We start from the raw sequence: 20,773 nt of genomic DNA, 5'->3' as shown, positions 1-20,773 counted from the left end.
GGAGGTAATATGACCAAGTCTGAGTTAATCGAGAGACTTGCAGGCCTACAATCTCATCTTTCGGCTAAGACGGTTGAAGAAGCTGTAAAAGAAATGCTTGATCATATGGCTGATACTTTGGCTGATGGTGAGCGTATCGAAGTCCGCGGATTCGGCAGTTTTTCTCTACACTACCGTGCGCCGCGTACGGGTCGTAACCCGAAAACTGGTGATAAGGTAGAGCTGGAAGGTAAATACGTTCCACACTTTAAGCCAGGTAAAGAGTTACGTGACCGTGTAAATATTTATACGGAATAATAGTTTCCTATCAAATAGGCATAAAGTTAGTAAACTTTTTCAAAAACGGTGCTTCGGTGCCGTTTTTTATTGGTTATCGGTTGGTATTAAGTTACGTTCTATTCTCTATTCTCTATTCTCTATTCTCTATTCTCTATTCTCTATTCTCTATTCTCTATTCTCTATATTCTTTATCACTTCTCTATATTCTCTTTATTAGCGATTGTTGTAAGACATTGGGCTTACCTTACGTGATCTTTATCTATTTGGCTTGAGTTAATTTTGATATTTGCCGTTATTCCATCACTTTTTAGAACAACTTCGCAAAAAATAGTGTATGCGCTTAAAACGAAAGTTTTTATTAAAAGAGAGTTCGAAAAAAATACGATTTTAACTATCTTAGATAACAATTTAACAGCATGATATTACAAGGAAAAATTAATTATATGGATGTAAAATATGATTTTATTAGCCAAGATAAAATATATTTATAGAAATAAAATAGCGTTAATAAAATGGCATTATCTATATGCTAAATATATTGCAATGCTAGGGCTAAAACCTCTTAATATAGATTATCTTGCCGTTATCATTATATTAAGTTGCTTACCTTTACTTATTCAACGTGAAACACTGAGTTTATCTCTGAGCTATACACTGATTATCGTAGGGATATTGTTATATTTAATTCCTTTTTCATACTTACGTTTTTTGTTGCTATTACTCTTTTTTTGGTGCTATGCAAACAGTACTGCCTCCTCTTTAATGGTCAAAACCTCTCAACTTGCTGACACCATTGCCACAATAGAAAGCGCAATTCTAGAATATCGTCGCTTGCCGGATAGCAATATAATGATTAAAGTTGCTATTCCTAAACAGCATCTCTTTTCTGCTAAACTCTATGCCAATATATATTGGCGTCATCCACCTAAAAATGTCGTAGTCGGGCAAACATGGCTGTTTAAAATTCACTTTCGTGCAGTACATAGTTATTTAAATGAGGGAGGATTTGATAGCCAAAAATATGCAGTTTCAGTAAGAGAAACATTGTCAGGAAAAATATTATCAGCCACATTAACGAATTCTCACCTTCCTATTTATACTCAATTTATTCACTATCTTTCATCTTATTGGCAAGCCACAAAAAATAGTGGTGAAATCACAGCATTAGTGTTAGGTGATAAACGAGGTATTTCTGCCAAAAATAAAATACTTTATATGAAAACAGGTATTTCGCACCTTATTGTGATTTCAGGGCTGCATATTGGCCTTGCTGCTCTGTTTGGTTGGCTGATGGCGAGAGGAGTACAATATCTTTTCCCAACGCAATGGATTAACCCACAATTTCCTTTGGTTATTAGTTTAGGTTGTGGTGTTTTTTATGCGGCTTTATCAGGATGGGGGACCCCCGCAACAAGAGCGATAATAGGCCTAACTATTTGGGTTTTACTCCATTGGCGTAGTGGGCTTTTTTTACCTTGGCAGTGGGCGATTTGGAGTGCAGCAGTGATTTTATTGCTTGATCCGCTCGCCATATTATCCGCTAGTTTTTGGTTATCCTTTTCTGCGGTATTTGCCATCATTGTTTGGTATTGGCTCTATCCATTAAATAAAAGATTTAGCCAGCAAAAACGTTGGTTTGTTATTAGACTCATTCATTTGCAACTAGGACTATTGATCATCTTATTACCCTTTCAATACTACTTATTTGGTGGTGGTAATCTTTTTAGCTTGCTTGTTAATTTATGGGCTGTGCCTATTATTTCGTTTATTACCGTACCACTTATTATGTGTGGGCTATTTACTGCCTTTTTACCTGTTCTACAACCTATTATTTGGTCATGGGTTGATCAGTCTATCAATTGGGCATTTTTCTGTGCGCCTTATTTTCTTGCGTATTGGCAACCCTGTGGCGCTGTCCCTTGGTTATTTGCATTAAGCGGTATTATAACTCTTTTAGTTATTAAAATGAGCTGGTGGCGTCATCATGTGATTATTTTGATCACTATTGCTACTTTTTTATATTGTGAACTGTCTTTCTCTAAACGTTATGATTGGCGAATAACCATGTTAGATGTTGGACATGGTTTAGCTATTATTCTTGAAAAAGAGGGAGAAGCGGTTATCTATGACACAGGGATACGCTGGAAAAGTGGTGGCACTATTGCTAAAAATGTCATTATTCCCTATCTAACGCATCATCGATTACAGCCTGTTGCCATGATAATTAGCCATGATCACCTTGATCATACCGGTGGTATTGACGACTTATTACGTGCTTATCCCAAGTTAACTATCCGTAGTAGCTTTGACAATCCCCAACATTTACCGTGTTTACAAGGGGGAGTATGGCAATGGAAAGACCTTACTTTCAACGCGCTCTGGCCGCTGACATTATCTCGCTCACCTAAAAATAATGATTCTTGTGTGATTTCATTAACGGATGGTAACAGTGTTATTTTATTAACAGGTGATCTGGAAAAAGAGGGGGAAGCGCAACTACTGAGAAGGAAAAAAGCCTATTTAAAAGCGGATATTTTACAAGTTCCTCATCATGGTAGCCAAACATCATCCACATTGGCGTTTATTCAAGCAATATCACCAAAATATGCACTAGTTTCTGCTGCACGTTATAGCCCTTGGCGTTTACCTTCTGATAAAGTACATAACCGTTATAAAAAAGAGGCCATTGATTGGCTAACAACATCGATAAATGGGCAAATTTCTATCGAGTTTAAACACGGAAAGATTGATGTAGTCACCTATAGACGAGATATTTTACCTCGTTGGTATCATCAGTGGTTTGGTGTTTTGACGTTTCCCGAGTAGAATAGCCCGCTATTTATTAAAAGTTTGGTAATATATATGAATGATATAGACCTATCAACGTGGCAAACATTTCGACGCTTATGGCCGATGATTCGGATCTTTAAAGCGGGGTTGTTTGCTGCAGCAGGCGCATTAATCATAAATGCGGGTGTTGATGCATTTATGATCTCTTTATTGAAACCTCTGCTTGATGAAGGCTTCGGTAAAGCAAGTAATGATGTATTAAAATGGATGCCTTTAGCCGTTATTGGCCTGATAGTTCTGCGTGGTATATCTAACTTTATTTCTAGTTACTGCCTTTCTTGGGTATCAGGAAAAGTCGTGATGAATATGCGCCGTCGGCTGTTTTCTCATATTATGGGAATGCCGGTGAGCTTTTTTGATCAGCAATCTACAGGTACGTTATTATCACGTATTACCTATGATTCAGAACAGGTCGCTTCATCTTCATCAGGGGCTTTGATCACTGTTGTCCGTGAAGGGGCTTATATCATCGGCTTATTTGGCTTGATGTTCTACTATAGCTGGCAGTTATCACTTATCTTGATTGTGATCGCACCTATTGTGGCGGTGGTGATCAGAATGGTATCAACACGCTTTAGAACCATCAGTAAGCGTATCCAAAATAGTATGGGGCAGGTGACAACAAGTGCTGAACAAATGCTTAAAGGCCATAAAGAAGTCTTAATTTTTAATGGTCAAGAAGTTGAGAATAAACGCTTTAATCATGTTAGTAACCATATTCGTCGCCAAGGTATGCGTATGGTGGTGGCATCTTCTATATCAGATCCCATTATCCAGCTTATTGCTTCTTTTGCTTTAGCCTTTGTTTTATATGCAGCCAGTTTTCCTGAGATTATGGATACCCTGACTGCAGGGACAATTACGGTGGTCTTCTCTTCGATGGTCGCTTTAATGCGCCCATTAAAATCATTAACTAACGTTAATGCTCAATTCCAACGAGGCATGGCTGCTTGCCAAACATTATTTGCTATCCTTGATATGGAACAAGAGAAAGATACCGGCACCCTTGAGCTGAAAAAACCAACAGGTGATATTGAGTTCCGTAATGTCACTTTCCAATATATCACCAAAGATACACCTGCTTTGAAAAATCTGTCCTTCACTATTCCTGAAGGGAAAACAGTGGCACTAGTAGGGCGTTCAGGCTCAGGTAAATCTACTATTGCAAACCTCCTCACTCGTTTTTATGACGTTAACGAAGGGGAGATTTTGATCAATGGTCACGATATTCGTAATTACACATTAAGATCACTACGTAATCAGGTTGCGTTAGTTTCACAAAATGTGCATCTGTTTAATGAAACGGTAGCAAACAATATTGTTTATGCTTGTGAAGACCAATATACCCGTGAGGATATCGAGAAAGCGGCTAAAATGGCCCATGCTATGGACTTTATCCAAAAATTAGATAATGGTCTCGATACTGAAATTGGTGAAAATGGCGTGTTGTTATCAGGTGGTCAGCGTCAACGTATTGCCATTGCAAGGGCACTATTGCGTGATGCGCCTATTCTTATCTTAGATGAGGCAACTTCAGCATTAGATACTGAGTCAGAGCGGGCAATTCAAGCTGCACTTGATGAACTGCAAAAAAATAGAACATCATTAGTGATTGCTCACCGTCTATCAACCATTGAAAAAGCAGATGAAATTTTAGTGATTGAAGATGGGGAAATTGTTGAACGTGGTGCTCATCTTGATTTAATTGAGCGAAAAGGCGTTTATGCTCAGCTACACAGGATGCAATTTGGCAAATGATTGAGCGGATTTGGTCTGGTAAATCGTGGTGTTACCTTCTTTTATTGCCTTTTTCATGGCTCTATGGGGCGATCAGCCTTTTTAGGCGTTTTGCCTATAAACAAGGCTGGTTGTCCTCATGGAAATCCCCCGTACCTGTTGTTGTTGTGGGTAACTTAACGGCGGGAGGTAATGGTAAAACACCAGTGGTGATTTGGCTTGTTGAGCAATTAAAAGCACAAGGCTTTAAACCTGCGGTTGTTTCTCGTGGTTATGGCGGGAAATCAGACCAATATCCTTTATTATTGTCGCCAGAAACACAGCCGGCCGTCGCAGGAGATGAACCGGTTTTAATTTATCATCGCACTGGCGTACCTGTTGCCGTTGCTCCTTCTCGCAGTGATGCGGTCAAAGCGCTATTAGCGCAATATGATCTTGATATTATTATTACTGATGATGGATTACAGCATTATGCCCTACAGCGAGATTATGAAATCGTTGTTATTGATGGACAACGGCGTTTTGGTAATGGCTGGTGGTTGCCCGCAGGGCCGATGAGAGAGCGCGCTCATCGTCTTGATTCTGTTGATGCGGTTATTGTCAATGGTGGTGATTGTCAAGCGAATGAAATAGCGATGAGTTTAGAGGGAGAAATCGCGGTAAATCTAAAGACAGGTGAGAAAAAAGCTATTACTGAGTTGGGTAATGCAGTTGCTATGGCAGGGATTGGTCATCCTCCTCGTTTCTTTAATTCCTTGCAAGATAAAGGGGTTAAGTTAATTGCGACTAAAGCCTTTAATGATCATAGTGAATATACCCTACAAGAGTTACAAATACTGACGCCTCACCAAGAGCCGCTGATTATGACAGAAAAAGACGCAGTTAAATGCCAGCATTTTGCGCAAAACAACTGGTGGTATTTGCCTGTCAGTGCGGTATTGGAAGATCTATCTGTGCTAAATCAAGTCAGCCAATTAGTGACAACGCGAAAAAAACTTGTATATGATCTGAAACAATGATATTTATAATGGAAATCAGGATAGCGTTACATAAAGATTACCTACCCACTAATCGCATACCGCTTTTGTCGTAGTTCAATTTAACTCGCTAATACCCTATCTACTCAAAAGCCTTGTGTGGAGAGTTTTTAGATCTTTATTGTAGAGTTAATATTGTTATGCTGTGGATATTATTCATGCTTGATAGTTAAAATGCTTTCGAATAGAAATTACTTTATCATTTATATCAAGCAAGTTTATTGATAGGTACAGGCTACAATATAGAATATGTCATATATTTGTCATGAATATTTTGTAGTTTAGTGTCTGTTCAATAAATAGTTATCTAATTTAGCTATCACGATTTTGAACATTTATATTGAATAATAAAATGCACTACTTAAATTAATGTGTTCAGAATTTAATGGGGTTTTATATAAGAAGACTTAATAAAAAGTAGAATGCATGTGTATAGAAGATAAAAACTATACAAAGAACAAAAGGAGTTTATCTATCATGACATTACAATTAAGAATGGGTCGCGTAAAATGGTTTGACAATAATAAAGGATATGGTCTTATTGTTGCAAAAGATCTTGAACAAGATATTTACGTCAATAAAAAAGCGATTGCCAATACAAAAAATAAAGCACTAACCGAAGGCCAAGACGTTGAGTTTTCTGTTATCAAAACAGCAGCAGGTCTAGAAGCCGCTGATGTTATCGGGTTCTAAATAGTCGACACCTATAATAAATAGGCAAGATCATGTTTTAACCTATTGATTTAATTAAAATCTATCATTACGTTGATGCAAAAAGGATAAAATAAGACGTTATCACTGATTGCTCAAGGTAATATAAAATGGTTGCCACGTTAATTAGAATGCAATAAAGATAATAAAAAGGTTAAATTATTATCAATAAAAGCGGAATGTAATTCTTTATTAATGATGTTGCAGACAAAACGATAAAAGGCCACATTATTGTGGCTTTTTTGTTGCTTATAGTGAAAAAGAAAATAGTAAATTTATTAATAGAGAAAATATTTAGCGAATAATTACCAAACCCGCGGTGTAGAGTATTAACGCTGATCCTTCCTTATGATATCCTTTTATCCTATAACATGATTAACCCTTGTGAGGGACAAAATGGATCACCGCTTACTCGAAATTATTGCTTGCCCAGTTTGCCATGGCAAACTTATCTTTGATAAAGAAAATTCAGAGCTTATCTGCAAAATTGATCATCTCGCTTATCCTGTTCGTGACAATATTCCGGTTCTACTAGAGAATGAAGCCAGAGAGTTGTCATTAGAAGAGGAAAAATAACCTAATGTTTACGGTCATTATCCCAGGTCGATATGCGTCGACTCGGTTACCCGGTAAGCCACTTGCTGATATTCATGGCAAACCGATGATTGTTCGTGTTATGGAACAAGCAAAGCGTTCAGGTGCTAAACGTGTCATTGTTGCAACTGATAACTTAGATGTGGTTCGCGCTGTTGAACAAGCGGGTGGAGAAGCGTGTATGACCCGTGAAGACCACCATTCAGGTACAGAGCGTTTAGCTGAGGTTATCGAAAAATATCAATTCGCAGATGATGAGATAATCGTTAATGTACAAGGCGATGAACCACTCATTCCACCCGCAATTATTACGCAAGTGGCAGAAAATTTAGCTAATTGTGGTGCAGGTATGGCAACTCTTGCTGTGCCTATCGTCGACTCAAAAGAAGCCTTTAATCCTAACGCTGTAAAAGTGGTTATGGATGCGAAAGGTTTTGCACTGTACTTTTCTCGAGCCACTATTCCTTGGGAAAGAGATCGTTTTAATCTCTCTCATGATGAAATAGGCGAGCATTACTTACGTCATATCGGTATTTACGCTTATCGTGCAGGCTTTATTCGTCGTTATATTACTTGGGAGCCAAGCCCATTGGAGTCTATCGAAATGTTAGAGCAGCTGCGTGTATTGTGGTATGGCGAGAAAATCCATGTAGCAAAAGCGCTTGAAGTACCGGGTGTCGGGGTTGATACTCAAGATGACTTAATTGCCGCGAGAGCCGCTTTTCGGGCACTAAACCAAGAGTTCTAATATTTGCAGTATATTGCAAATTAATGTTTAACGGCACTGGTATTCAGTGCCGTTGTTGTTTTCTTCCATCGATAAAAAAGAGGATTGATTACTTTTTTACCTAATGATCTCATTCTTCATACGCTATTTTATGCCATTGTCAGCTTCATTTTTATTCTCAATAACCGCCTCTACACTAGATGGTTCGCTAGGTTTTATGGTTTGCCAAATCGAGCCGATAAATTCATACCATGCTCGCTCACTATGCTGAAAATAATACGCTGAAGGGGTATATTTTTCCCAAGGATGCAGAGGGGTAGTAATGGCTAGCTGATTAGCAGGTGCAACAATAGGGTGCATACCTCTAGCTAAAAAGAAACGTTCTGCCCGCGCTAAATGGTTTGCTGAGGTCACCAATAAAAAAGGTTGTTTACCGATAAGTTTATCCACTTCATACGCTTCTTCTTCGGTATCTTTAGGTTGGGAAAGGGCGATCGTTTTTTCTGCTGGAACACCTAATGATTGTGCAACTTGTGCAGCCACTTCGGCGCTACTTATTTTATTGACGCCGGCACCACCGGTAAAAATTAAGCTGGCATTAGGATAACGATAATAAAGCCTTACGCCTTCAGCAACACGAAATAAGCTATTATTTAGCAGGTTAGCACTAGGTGCCCATTCAGGGTTATAAGTAAAACCGCCCCCTAAAACGACAATGTAGTTAACATCTTGTGGTGAGTTTTCGCGTAATTCATAACGTGCTTGATACGCTTTTTCACTCGGCATCAATAGAGTATCTGCGACAGGTTGCATGCCTAACAGCGTAAGTAACACAATCACGATAGTGAGTACGCTTTTTCCTGTTTTTTGCCAACGAGTAAACCACAGTAAAATAAGCGCAAAAAAAGCAATTATTAATAACAGCGGTAGTGGCATGATTAGGCTACCAAGATATTTTTTGAGCAAAAACAGCATAAATCTTCCTAAGTTGAGTGAAATGTCAGCAACTGAGAGTAAAAATCTAGTGAAAACTAGGGGATTGATAAAGCATTGTGTCAAAATAGCGTATAAGTATAGTTTTTACTAAATGCTAACGAACAGAAATACTCACTAATTTAGAAATTGTAAAACGATAAACGTTTGAGCGTTAATTTTTTCATTAATAAGCGTTATATTTATACTGCGCTTTGCGAATAATCTGATTCATGGCTTATTTTGTGATTGAAAACAGCCAGTATCATCGAACACTGGTAAAATTGTTGTCTTTGTTTACCTTCAGTACAGTGTCTCATATTTTTGAATTTATCAGAATGCAAAGAGCGCAAGTAACAAGTTGTTATCATGAGGCGTTTTAATGTCAGACCGTAATTTTGACGATATTGCTGATAAATTCTCTCGCAATATCTATGGCACAACAAAAGGAAAAATCCGCCAAGCGGTGATTTGGGATGATTTACAACAATTATTAACTCAACTCCCTGATCGTCCGTTGCGTATTTTAGATGCGGGGGGTGGTGAAGGTTATTTTTCCAGACAACTGGCAAAATTAGGGCACCAGATAATTTTATGTGATCTATCACAAGAGATGCTTAACCGCGCACAAGAAGCGGCTATTGATGAAGGTGTTGTCAATCAAATGACGTTTATTTGTTGTGCAGCACAAGAGATAAACCAGCATCTAGATGATGGTGTTGACTTAATTCTATTCCATGCCGTATTAGAGTGGATCACAGATCAGAAAAACGCCATAAATGTACTTACCGATATGCTACTTCCTAATGGTATCCTATCGTTAATGTTTTACAATGCGAATGGCATTGTCATGAGAAATGCTATTTTGGGAAATTTCCATTTGGCAAATCCGGAAATACCACGCAGAAGAAAACGCTCATTATCCCCACAAAATCCGCTACAACCTGAGGATGTTTATCAATGGTTAGCGTCATTTTCAATGACGATTTTAGGAAAAACGGGAGTGCGTGTTTTTCATGACTATTTGCAAAGTCGTCAGTTGCAAAATAAAGATTTTCCAGCGTTGCTTGCCTTAGAGCAACGCTATTGTCGGCAAGAGCCCTATATCAGTCTGGGGCGTTACATTCATGTCATGGCACAAAAGTGTGTAAATTAAGGATGTACTATGAGTGATTTTACCCAGACCGTTCCTGAGTTAGTGTCTTGGGCGAGAAAAAATGATTTCTCTATTTCACTGCCACCGGAAAGATTAGCTTTTTTGATGGCAGTTGCTGTATTAAACAGCGAACGCCTTGATGGCGAGATGAGTGAAGGGGAGTTGATTGATGCCTTTCGAGAGGTGTGTAAAGGCTTTGATCAACCCGCAGAATCAATACAAGTTCGTGCTAATAATGCCATTAATGATATGGTCAAGCAGCGGCTTTTTAACCGTTTTACCAGTGAACTGGTAGAAGGTAATGCGATATATCGTTTAACGCCATTAGGTATTGGCATCAGTGATTACTACATTCGTCAACGTGAGTTTTCATCACTACGCTTGTCGATGCAATTGTCAATTGTGGCAAGTGAGTTAGATTCAGCGGCAAGTGCTGCAGAAGAAGGTGGTGATGCATACCATTGGCATCGTAATGTTTTTGCACCATTAAAATATTCGGTGGCTGAGATATTCGATAGCATCGATTTATCTCAACGCATTATGGATGAACAGCAAAATATCGTTAAAGAAGATATTGCTGCACTATTAAACCAAGATTGGCAAGCTGCCATTTCAAACTGTGAACAATTACTATCTGAAACCTCTGGGACATTAAGAGAGTTACAAGACACACTGGAAGCGGCAGGGGACAAATTACAAGCGAATCTATTACGTATTCAAGAAGCGAATATGAGTTCAGGCCATGTCGACCAAATAGATACTTTAGTTTTTGAGTTACAAAGCAAACTTGACCGTATTATTAGTTGGGGACAGCAATCTATCGATTTATGGATAGGTTACGATAGGCATGTGCATAAATTTATTCGCACGGCGATAGATATGGATAAAAACCGTATTTTTTCACGTCGCCTACGCCAATCCGTACAAAACTATTTCGACAGCCCATGGGCATTAACTTATGCTAATGCGGATAGGCTATTTGATATGCGTGATGAAGAGCTTGTGTTGCGAGATGAAGAAGTGACCGGGGAATTGCCTGAAGAGCTGGAATATCAAATGTTCAGTGAAGTAAATGAACAAATTGCTCAATGGGTTGAACAAGAGCTGGCTGCTTATAAATTAGAACAACGAGCGTTAGATCTCAGTTCAGTATTAGTTGAGTATCTTAATCGTTATCCACAACAGAAGCATTTTGATGTGGCACGGATTGTCATTGATCAAGCGGTACGATTAGGTGTCGCGCAAGCTGAACTTGCAGGATTGCCAGCAAAATGGGCAGAAATTAACGAATATGGAGCTAAGGTACAAGCGCATGTCATCGATACATACTGAACAATTTATACCAGCTAAATTAGCACAGGCATTAGCGAATTCACTTTTCCCTGAACTGGATAGTCAGCTACGTGCAGGTCGACATATTGGTATAGACTCACTAGATAACCATGCTTTTTTGATGGACTTTCAAGATGAGTTAACAGATTTTTATGCGCGTTATAATGTCGAATTAATTCGAGCACCTGAAGGCTTTTTTTACTTACGCCCCCGTTCAACGACGCTTATTCCTCGTTCAGTGCTTTCTGAAATGGATATGTTGGTCGGCAAAATTCTTTGTTATCTCTACCTTAGCCCTGAGCGATTAGCTAATCAGGGGATCTTCACTGTACAAGAATTATTTGATGAATTACGTACACTGGCTGATGAAAGCAAATTGTTACGCTTAGTTAATCAACGCTCAACAGGATCGGATTTAGACCTACAAAAACTGCAAGAGAAAATGAGAACGTCACTTAACCGACTACGTCGTTTAGGGATGATTTCGTTTTTACCCAATGATACGCAACGTTTTTCAATTACTGAATCGGTGTTTCGCTTTGGTGCTGATGTGCGTAGTGGTGACTCTCCTCTTGAAGCGCAAATGCGTATGATCCGCGATGGTGAGGCTATGCCACTAGAGCAAGATAGCGAGCCAAGTGATGACGATGAACAGGAAGATGAGCAATTAGAGTCCAGTGAAGATGATGATGCAGAGGAAGAAAATAAATGATTGAACGAGGAAAATTTCGCTCATTAACATTGATCAACTGGAATGGGTTTTTTGCTCGTACTTTTGATTTAGATGAATTAGTCACGACTTTATCCGGTGGTAACGGAGCGGGTAAATCCACCACCATGGCGGCTTTTATTACCGCGATGATCCCCGATCTGACTTTACTTCATTTTAGAAATACCACTGAAGCCGGTTCAACCAGTGGCTCTCGTGATAAAGGATTATATGGGAAATTACGCCCGGGAGTTTGTTACGCTGTTTTAGATGTGATTAATTCCCGCCATTTACGAGCTGTCGTTGGCGTACGCTTACAACAAGTTGCCGGACGAGATAAAAAGGTTGATATCAAACCTTTTATGATCCAAGGGCTACCTATTGCTGAAAATCCAACAGAAATTTTGACGCAAGCTGTCGATGGACGCCAAGCACGTGTTCTACCACTTAATGAATTAAAAGAAAAAGTAGAAGCAATAGAAGGCGTTGTTTTTAGACAATTTAACTCGATTACTGATTTCCACTCTGTACTCTTTGATTTAGGGGTTATTCCGAAACGTTTACGCTCAGCAAGCGATCGGGCAAAATTCTATCGTCTTATTGAAGCTTCATTATATGGTGGTATTTCAAGTGCCATCACTCGCTCTTTACGCGACTATTTATTACCTGAAAATAGCGGAGTAAGAAAAGCCTTCCAAGATATGGAAGGGGCATTACGTGAAAACCGGATGACCTTAGAAGCTATTCGGGTCACTCAATCCGATCGTGATCTGTTTAAACATTTAGTTACCGAAGCGACCTCTTATGTTGCAGCGGACTATATGCGTCATGCTAATGAAAGACGAGTACACCTTGATCAGGCTCTATCTTTACGTAAAGAGTTGTGGGATCAGCGTAAAGCGATTAACAATGAAGCTTATCGCTTTATTGAAATGGGCAAAGAGTTAGAAGAGCAACAAGCGTTATCGGCTGATTTGGAAACAGATTATCAAGCCGCCAGTGATAGACTTAATCTTGTACAAAATGCGGTACGCCAACAAGAAAAAATCGATCGCTATGTTGCGGATGTTGAAGAAATCACATTCCGTTTAGAAGAGCAAAGTGAAGTTGTTGAAGAAGCAACATCAAAAAAAGAAGAGTTGGAAGCGCGAGTTGGATCTGCGGAAGAAGAAGTTGATGAACTGAAAAGTCAATTGGCAGATTATCAACAAGCGTTAGATGTTCAACAAACCCGAGCTATTCAATATCGTCAGGCGGTACAAGCATTAGAGCGTGCGAAAGCACAATGTGGCATTGATGATTTAGATGAAACCAATGCCGAGCTATGGGCTGAACGTATTCAAGCAAAAATTCAATCCATCACGCATTCATTACTTTCTATGGAGCAGAAACTCGGTGTTTCTGATGCGGCCAAAACGCAATTTGATCAAGCCTATAAATTGATCACTTCGATTGTTGGGGAAGTTGAGCGTCAAAATGCGTGGAGTGCGGCTAAAAGCGCATTACGTGAATGGTCATCACATCGTCATCAAGCCGATCGTGTTCACCCTATTCGGATGCAATTAGCTGAATTAGAGCAACGTTTACAGCAAAGAAATAATGCTGAACGTCAACTTGCAGAGTTTAATAAACAGTATGGCAAAAATGTTGAGCCTGATGATCTATTTACTCTACAAGAAGAACTAGAAGCAAAGATTGAAGAGCTGAGCGATTATGTTAGTGATTCTGGCGAACAGCGTATGCAAATGCGCCAAGAGCTTGATCAACTAAAACAACAAATTGAAAAATTAAGAAAACAAGCGCCAGTTTGGTTTGCTGCACAAGATGCTTTAACGCAACTGTGTGAACAAACGCATCAATCTTTTGAAACAAGCAATCAAGTTACTGAATATATGCAACAGTTACTTGAGAAAGAGCGTGAAGCCACGGTTTTGCGTGATGAAACCGCTGCTCGCAAACAGCAAATTGAAGCTCAAATTGAACGATTAAGTCAGCCTAGTGGGGCTGAAGATAGTCGATTAATTACTTTAGCAGAACGCTTTAACGGGGTTTTATTATCGGAGATTTACGATGATATCACCTTAGATGATGCGCCTTATTTCTCAGCATTATATGGACCTGCGCGCCATGCGATTGTGGTACAAGATCTCAGTGCGATCGAAGAGCAGTTAGCTTCTTTAGAAGATTGTCCGGAAGATCTCTATTTTATTGAAGGTGATCCACAATCCTTTGATGATAGCGTGTTTAATGCCCAAGAGATGGAAAAAGCGGTACTTATTAAAAGTTCAGATAGGCAGTGGCGCTATTCACGTTATCCAGAAATTCCATTATTTGGCCGAGCAGCACGAGAAAACCAGCTAGAAATATTATCCCGTCAACGAGATGAGCTGTCAGAGCTGTATGCTACACAGGCCTTTGATGTGCAGAAAATTCAACGTGCACACCATGCATTTAGCCAATTTGTTGGGCAACATATTTCAGTGGCATTTGATGCCGATCCTGAAGAAGATATTCGCCAATTAAATCAACGTCGTAATGAATTAGAGCGCGAGTTATCACAATATGAAGAGGGCACTCAGCAACAACGTCAGCATTATGCGCAAGCCAAAGAGTCGCTCAATTTATTAAATAAACTCATTCCTCAAGTCAATTTATTATTGGACGAAACATTAATTGATCGTGTTGAGGAGCTACGTGAAGAGCTTTATAACGCAGAAGAGTCGATGCGTTATTTACAGCGTCATGAGAAAGCATTAACTGCGTTAGAGCCTATAGCCTCGATTTTACAAAGCGATCCACAAGAGCATGATCAATTAACACAAGATTATCAATACGCAAAAGAAGAGCAGCAACGTTATCAACAACAAGCATTTTTGCTGGTGGAAGTGGTTCAGCGTCGTCCACATTTTAGTTATAGCGATGCGGTTGAAATTGTCAGTGAAAATAACGATCTTAATGAAAAATTACGTCGTCGTTTAGAAATGGCTGAAACAGAGCGAGCGACAGCGAGAGAGTTATATCGTCAACAGCAGGCACAATGTGATCAGTTTAATCAAGTACTAGCCTCACTAAAAAGTTCTTTTGATACCAAATCAGAACTATTAAGAGAGCTTGAGCAAGAGATGAAAGAGACTGGCTTGCAAATTGATGCGGGTGCAGAAGCGCGAGCCAAAGAGTTACGTGATCAACGTTATGCTGCGGTGAGTGCTAACCGTACGCGTATTAGCCAACTTGAGCGTGATATTGCGCTTAGTGAAGCTGAACGTGAAAATATGGCGAAGAAAATTCGCAAATTAGAACGTGATTATGGCCAAATGCGTGAACACGTCGTCAGCGCTAAAGCCAGTTGGTGTGCTGTTATGCGCTTAGTGAAAGAAAATGGTATGGAGCGCCGTTTACATCGTCGTGACTTTGCCTATCTTTCAGCGGATGAGTTACGTTCAATGTCGGATAAGGCGCTAGGTGCGTTACGTCAGGCTGTGGCGGATAATGAATATTTACGGGATGCATTACGTCGCTCTGAAGACGCAAAATACCCTGATCGTAAAGTCCAATTCTTTATTGCGGTTTACCAACATTTAAGAGAACGCATTCGACAAGATATTATCAAAACCGATGATCCGGTTGATGCTATCGAACAGATGGAAATTGAATTAGCTCGCTTAACCGAAGAGCTAACCAGTCGTGAACAAAAACTGGCGATCAGCTCTCGCAGTGTGGCAAATATTATTCGTAAAACTATCCAACGTGAACAAAATCGCATTCGCATGCTAAATCAGGGCTTACAAGCGGTTTCCTTTGGTCAGGTTCGTGGTGTACGGTTAAACGTTAATATTCGTGAAAGCCATCAAATCTTACTGGATGTATTATCGGAAGAAGAAGATAGCCAATATCAAGATCTGTTTAAAAACCAAAACCTAACCTTCTCTGAAGCGATGGCAAAACTGTATCAACGCTTAAATCCACAGGCTGATTTTGGTCAGCGTATGCCACAAACGGTGGGTGAAGAGCTACTTGATTACCGTAACTATCTTGAGATGGAAGTTGAAGTTAATCGTGGGCCAGAAGGTTGGTTAAAAGCAGAAAGTGGTGCGCTATCAACGGGTGAAGCCATTGGTACAGGTATGTCTATCTTAGTGATGGTGGTTCAAAGTTGGGAAGAAGAATCACGACGCTTAAGAGGAAAAGATATTTCGCCTTGTCGTTTGCTCTTCCTTGATGAAGCGGCACGTTTAGATGCGAAATCTATCGCAACCCTGTTTGAACTGTGTGAACGACTTGATATGCAACTTATCATTGCTGCACCAGAAAATATTAGTCCAGAAAAAGGCACAACTTATAAATTAGTGCGTAAAGTATTTAATGGAAGCGAGCATGTTCATGTGGTCGGATTAAAAGGCTTTGGGCAACAAAGTGAAAAAGATAAACATTTATCCGAAAATATTGCAGATAGTTGATGAAGGATCATGATGAGTAAGTGAATAACCTTATAATATAACTTATTGTTTTCATTATTTTATATTTTGGTTATTCATGAGTGTTAATGGCATTTAGTATTTTTATCACCGTTATTAGTACAAATCAGTGTACAAATTTTATAGCGTGACCCCTCAATAAAAAGGGAAATACTAAATGCCTCTCATCAATTTATATCGATGTTAAAATAATCAATAAAAGTGGAAACAGAGGATAGCGACAGGTTTGAGTGGAACAAAAACATGTGCTTTAAGTCCCATTGATTATTTACATCCCTCATCGCAGTATTGCTGTATTTCATTGAGTAATCTGCCTACATGGAAGCCATCACATACGGCATGATGCACTTGAATTGCTAGTGGCATCAGAACTTTATCTCCTTGCGTATAATATTTACCTATTGTAAATACAGGGGCAAAGAAATTGTTTATATTCGCCACATTCAAGTTAAAACTGGTGAAACTTACCCAAGGATTTGCTGACACAAAAAACATATTTTCGATAAATTCTTTTGGAAAATAGGCTAGATCGTCACCGTATTGTGCTATATCTTCTGAATAAGTTTTCAAAAAATGATTGATATCTTTGTGGTAGTAACTCCATAAAGATGAAAATGTTTCGGTCTGTTCATGAAAGATAGTGTACCCAGGGTTAACACTATCCCATATCACTAATTCCCCGTCTTTCATTGCCATGCGGAATTCTGCATGTTTATTTACCAATAGGCTAATGATGTATATAAATGTCGGATAGAATTTGTACCCATTTTGCTTTACGGTTTTTAATAATGAAGTAATATCCAGTTGAACGGTCTGGCTAAAGGTGCATTGAGCAAAAGACTGAAATACTTCAAAGTGTTCTTTTCGTCCCCATTGGGATAGATCAACAACAGTATATCCCACGCGCTTTGTGTCCATATTAGCTTTCCTATTTTCTAATCCAAATTTAAATTAATTGTATATTACTTATAAATTATTAAAACAATTTCGAACCTCTATCTGTAGATAAACCCATAACCTATGATAGTAATAGGTTTTTCTTGGCTAATTTTAAAATGTTTATTTTTTACCAAAAAATGTTTCAAAAATAACAGAGTCATTGATGTGTTCATTTGGGAACGACTTAGATAATAACGGCGCTATCTGCTTTCGTAGATAGTGCTTTCTTTTTTCAAAGTGTTAGATAGATCAAAAAATGAAAGTAAACTAACAAAAGAGTACCAGCCTAAATAAAATAACGTGCGCTATATCTCATTTAAATGTAATTATGATGTTTATTATTATCACCTTCTGTGATTAATATAAAAATTAAAGGAAAGAGAATGCGTAAAGTCACACTTACTCTTAGTGCAATTGCGTTGGCGTTAAGTTTAAATGGCGCAGCAATGGCAAAAGTTCATATGCCAGAAGTTGTTAGCCCAGGGGTTACTGTTACTGAACTTGCACATCAGCAACCAATTAAATGGGTTTCTGTTGCAGAAATTGAAAAAAGCTTAGAAGGCCAAGCACCAATGGCGGTAGGTTTTGATATTGATGACACCGTTCTGTTCTCAAGCCCAGGCTTTTATCGTGGTAAACTGGAATATTCTCCTAACGATTTCAGTTATCTGAAAAACCCAGAATTCTGGGAAAAAATGAACAACGAATGGGATAAATTCAGTATGCCTAAACAAGTCGGTATCGATCTTGTTCAGATGCACTTAAAACGTGGTGATACTGTTTATTTCATTACCGGTCGTACACAGACTAAAACAGAGACTGTGACTAAATATGTTCAAGAAGGTTTAAATATTCCTGCAGATAAAATGCAACCTGTTATTTTTGCCGGTGACCAACCTGGCGCAAATAACAAAGTAAGCTGGATGCGCGATCACAAACTGAAAATTTACTACGGTGATGCAGATGCTGATATCGCAGCAGCAGATGAGCTAAATATCCGTGGGATCCGTATCTTACGTGCTGCTAACTCTTCTTACCAGCCGTTACCTAAAGCGGGACAATTTGGTGAAGAAGTGGTTATCAATTCAGAGTACTAATCTGTCTCTGTGCTGTTGACCTTTATTTGTTAGGCGTAGGAAACTACGCCTTTTTTATTTTGGGTTTCTTTATAAAACAAAATAGAACCATATGATAGATTAAATCTATATACTTTCTATTTGAATATTTATTGTGCACGGTATTGTGAGTATTTAGTATTTATACTCTTATTTAATATAAAAAGTGTATTAAGCATCTTTTTATGATGATTTAAGTGCCTATTGTTGAAAAGATTTTATAAAACTTTACAAATATTAGTTTATTCCTATAAAACTCTTTGTCTAACTCATCTAATATTTTACGATAGCAAAATAATAACAAGGGATGAGGCACTGAGGACTATGGCGCAACAAGCAATTAAAAGAGCAATAACATATTCGGTCGTAATAGGTACACTTCTCTCAGGGCATAATGTTATTGCCTCAGAAAGTGAAACGCCACTGCTATTAACATCAGAAACACCTGCATTAGTACCCGCATTCACAGAAGACGTGGCAACACAAGATACATTAAATTCACCATCAGTGAGTAAGCAGGAAGTTAGCACTAAACTACAATCTTGGTTACCAAGCGAATATAAACCACTTTACTTTAAGCAACTCGTGGATGTTTATCAAAGCAATGATTTAGCACTGATTTGGCAAGATGAACAAATTACAAAACAACTAGAGCAGCAACTGGCAGAGGTTGCCTTAACTGGAATTCAACCACAATTTGGACGTTGGTTAACGCTATTAGAAACAGCACAATTAACGCCAGAAGCACGAGATATTATTTTATCTGACGCTTTTTTAGGTTATATCAGCTTTGTTGAACAGATTAATCAATCAGGAACAACACTGTTATATCGCGCTGCGATACAAGCATTACCGGCACCGACTGTGCAAGCTGTCGAGCATTTCCAACTCAATCTACAACAAAATACCTTAGGGCGCTTTGTCGTCTCCTTTGCACCCTCACACCCTTACTATCCATTAATGAAAGAGGAAGTGCGCAAACAGCTTCATCAAGAGGTTATTTGGCCCGTCATGGAAGGGAAAAATTCATTAAAGCCAAACCAATCGGCAGAAGAAGTTATTGCATTAAGACAAATATTGCGTAACTTAAATTTACTGCCTCAATTGGCTGAAAATGAGCAAGAAGTAGCAACAACGATTTATGATGAGCCTTTAATTGCTGCTGTAAAATCGTTTCAAGCGGCCCATGGATTAGAAACTGACGGTATTATTGGTAGACAGACGCGTAATTGGTTAAATATGACACCAATACAGCGTGCTGGAATTATGGCATTAAATATACAGCGGTTACGTTTAACCCCACCTATTGGTGACACTGGAATTTGGGTCAATATTCCTGATTACTCCCTCTATTTTTATGCTAATAATCAACTGATTTTAGATTCAAAAGTGATTGTTGGTCGACCAGATAGAAAAACCCCCATTATGAGTAGTGCGCTTAATAATGTTGTGGTTAATCCGCCTTGGAATGTACCTACGAGTATGACGCGTAAAGATATAGTTCCAAAAGGAAAGGCTGATCCTAGTTATTTTAGCCGTAAAGGTTATACGATTTATTCAGGGTGGGGGAATGACGCCTATCCAATTAATCCTTACGATATAGATTGGGAAAACATCTCTGCGGCTAATTTTCCATATCGCATTTGGCAAGCCCCTGGGCCAACTAACTCCCTAGGCCGATATAAATTTAATATGCCAAACTCTGAAGCGATTTATCTGCATGACACACCAAACCACAATTTATTTACTAAAAATATGCGAGCAATTAGTTCAGGTTGTATTCGTGTGAATAAAGCGGCGCAATTAGCGACGATATTATTAGGTGATGCAGGATGGAAACAAGATAGAATTGATGCAGCCTTAAAACGAGGTTCAACACAATATGCACCAATTCCAGAACGTATCCCTGTCTATTTATATTATCAAACAGCTTGGGTAGCAGAAGAAAATGCCCCTCAATATCGAGCAGATATTTATAATTATGACCAAAGCATTAATAATGCAACCTCTTTTTTAGAGAATATTAAGAAATATTTGTAATAGAATAGATGGCTAACAACAATAAAGAGTAAGCATTATGCTTGCTCTTTATTTTTTATAAAAATCAGTGAGATAAAATAATTTCATTCAGTTTTATTAA

The 20,773-nt window shown here is 38.7% G+C and carries 15 protein-coding genes; 13 read left to right on the top strand and 2 right to left on the bottom strand.

The window, feature by feature from the left end; genetic code table 11:
* Window positions 1–9 precede the first annotated feature (9 nt).
* The 7 genes from ihfB (at window position 10) to kdsB (ending at window position 7,956) form a co-directional block, all read left to right on the top strand.
* The gene (ihfB, locus tag AACU98_RS02475; protein WP_004244587.1) at window positions 10–297 is read left to right on the top strand and encodes an integration host factor subunit beta; all 288 of its coding nucleotides are present in this window, start codon (window positions 10–12) and stop codon (window positions 295–297) included.
* Window positions 298–735: 438 nt separating this feature from the next.
* A complete protein-coding gene (locus AACU98_RS02470) occupies window positions 736–3,105 on the top strand; it encodes a DNA internalization-related competence protein ComEC/Rec2 (RefSeq protein WP_161734693.1) in 2,370 nt (789 codons plus the stop codon).
* Between the two features lie 36 nt (window positions 3,106–3,141).
* On the top strand, window positions 3,142–4,887 hold the full coding sequence (gene msbA, locus AACU98_RS02465) for a lipid A ABC transporter ATP-binding protein/permease MsbA (RefSeq protein ID WP_049213550.1): 1,746 nt from the start codon (window positions 3,142–3,144) through the stop codon (window positions 4,885–4,887).
* Window positions 4,884–5,885: a tetraacyldisaccharide 4'-kinase gene (lpxK, locus tag AACU98_RS02460; RefSeq protein WP_046335154.1), complete on the top strand. Its 1,002-nt coding sequence runs from the start codon at window positions 4,884–4,886 to the stop codon at window positions 5,883–5,885. The genes msbA and lpxK overlap by 4 nt, the downstream gene beginning before the upstream one ends.
* Before the next feature lie 495 nt (window positions 5,886–6,380).
* Window positions 6,381–6,596, top strand: coding sequence for a cold-shock protein (locus AACU98_RS02455; protein WP_004247631.1), 216 nt, complete (start codon window positions 6,381–6,383; stop codon window positions 6,594–6,596).
* A gap of 414 nt (window positions 6,597–7,010) precedes the next feature.
* Window positions 7,011–7,190, top strand: a complete 180-nt coding sequence (locus tag AACU98_RS02450) for a Trm112 family protein (protein WP_004244593.1) — start codon at window positions 7,011–7,013, stop codon at window positions 7,188–7,190.
* 4 nt (window positions 7,191–7,194) lie between these two features.
* A complete protein-coding gene (gene kdsB / locus AACU98_RS02445) occupies window positions 7,195–7,956 on the top strand; it encodes a 3-deoxy-manno-octulosonate cytidylyltransferase (RefSeq protein WP_004244594.1) in 762 nt (253 codons plus the stop codon).
* Window positions 7,957–8,079: 123 nt separating this feature from the next.
* On the opposite strand, the gene elyC is transcribed toward kdsB, so the two are convergent.
* Window positions 8,080–8,910, bottom strand: a complete 831-nt coding sequence (gene elyC / locus AACU98_RS02440; RefSeq protein WP_063215360.1) for an envelope biogenesis factor ElyC — start codon at window positions 8,908–8,910, stop codon at window positions 8,080–8,082.
* 379 nt (window positions 8,911–9,289) lie between these two features.
* Here elyC and cmoM point away from each other — a divergent pair, with 379 nt between their 5' ends.
* The 4 genes from cmoM to mukB are packed head-to-tail and all read left to right on the top strand — an operon-like array spanning window position 9,290 to window position 16,561.
* Window positions 9,290–10,063, top strand: a complete 774-nt coding sequence (cmoM, locus tag AACU98_RS02435; RefSeq protein ID WP_004244596.1) for a tRNA uridine 5-oxyacetic acid(34) methyltransferase CmoM — start codon at window positions 9,290–9,292, stop codon at window positions 10,061–10,063.
* A gap of 9 nt (window positions 10,064–10,072) precedes the next feature.
* Window positions 10,073–11,395 (top strand): chromosome partition protein MukF, encoded by a 1,323-nt coding sequence (mukF, locus tag AACU98_RS02430; protein WP_004244597.1) that lies wholly within the window; start codon window positions 10,073–10,075, stop codon window positions 11,393–11,395.
* Window positions 11,376–12,107, top strand: coding sequence for a chromosome partition protein MukE (gene mukE / locus AACU98_RS02425; RefSeq protein WP_004247634.1), 732 nt, complete (start codon window positions 11,376–11,378; stop codon window positions 12,105–12,107). Before mukF ends, mukE begins: the two co-directional genes overlap by 20 nt.
* Window positions 12,104–16,561: a chromosome partition protein MukB gene (gene mukB, locus AACU98_RS02420; protein ID WP_012367715.1), complete on the top strand. Its 4,458-nt coding sequence runs from the start codon at window positions 12,104–12,106 to the stop codon at window positions 16,559–16,561. Before mukE ends, mukB begins: the two co-directional genes overlap by 4 nt.
* A gap of 282 nt (window positions 16,562–16,843) precedes the next feature.
* Here mukB and catA read toward each other — a convergent pair whose 3' ends face one another.
* Window positions 16,844–17,497 carry a type A chloramphenicol O-acetyltransferase gene (catA, locus tag AACU98_RS02415; protein ID WP_036976701.1) on the bottom strand — a complete coding sequence of 218 codons (654 nt, stop codon included), beginning with the start codon at window positions 17,495–17,497 and terminating at the stop codon, window positions 16,844–16,846.
* A 404-nt stretch (window positions 17,498–17,901) separates the two neighbouring features.
* Here catA and aphA point away from each other — a divergent pair, with 404 nt between their 5' ends.
* Complete coding sequence (gene aphA / locus AACU98_RS02410) at window positions 17,902–18,615, top strand: acid phosphatase AphA (RefSeq protein ID WP_004247637.1); 714 nt, start codon at window positions 17,902–17,904, stop codon at window positions 18,613–18,615.
* Window positions 18,616–18,957: 342 nt separating this feature from the next.
* Window positions 18,958–20,673 carry a L,D-transpeptidase gene (gene ldtD / locus AACU98_RS02405; protein WP_004251995.1) on the top strand — a complete coding sequence of 572 codons (1,716 nt, stop codon included), beginning with the start codon at window positions 18,958–18,960 and terminating at the stop codon, window positions 20,671–20,673.
* Window positions 20,674–20,773 lie beyond the last annotated feature (100 nt).

The sequence above is a fragment of the Proteus sp. G4380 genome, from assembly GCF_963885725.1.
Taxonomy (GTDB): domain Bacteria; phylum Pseudomonadota; class Gammaproteobacteria; order Enterobacterales; family Enterobacteriaceae; genus Proteus; species Proteus mirabilis.
Note: the sequence above shows the minus strand (reverse complement) of the source record. Positions and strands in the feature narration are given on the sequence as shown.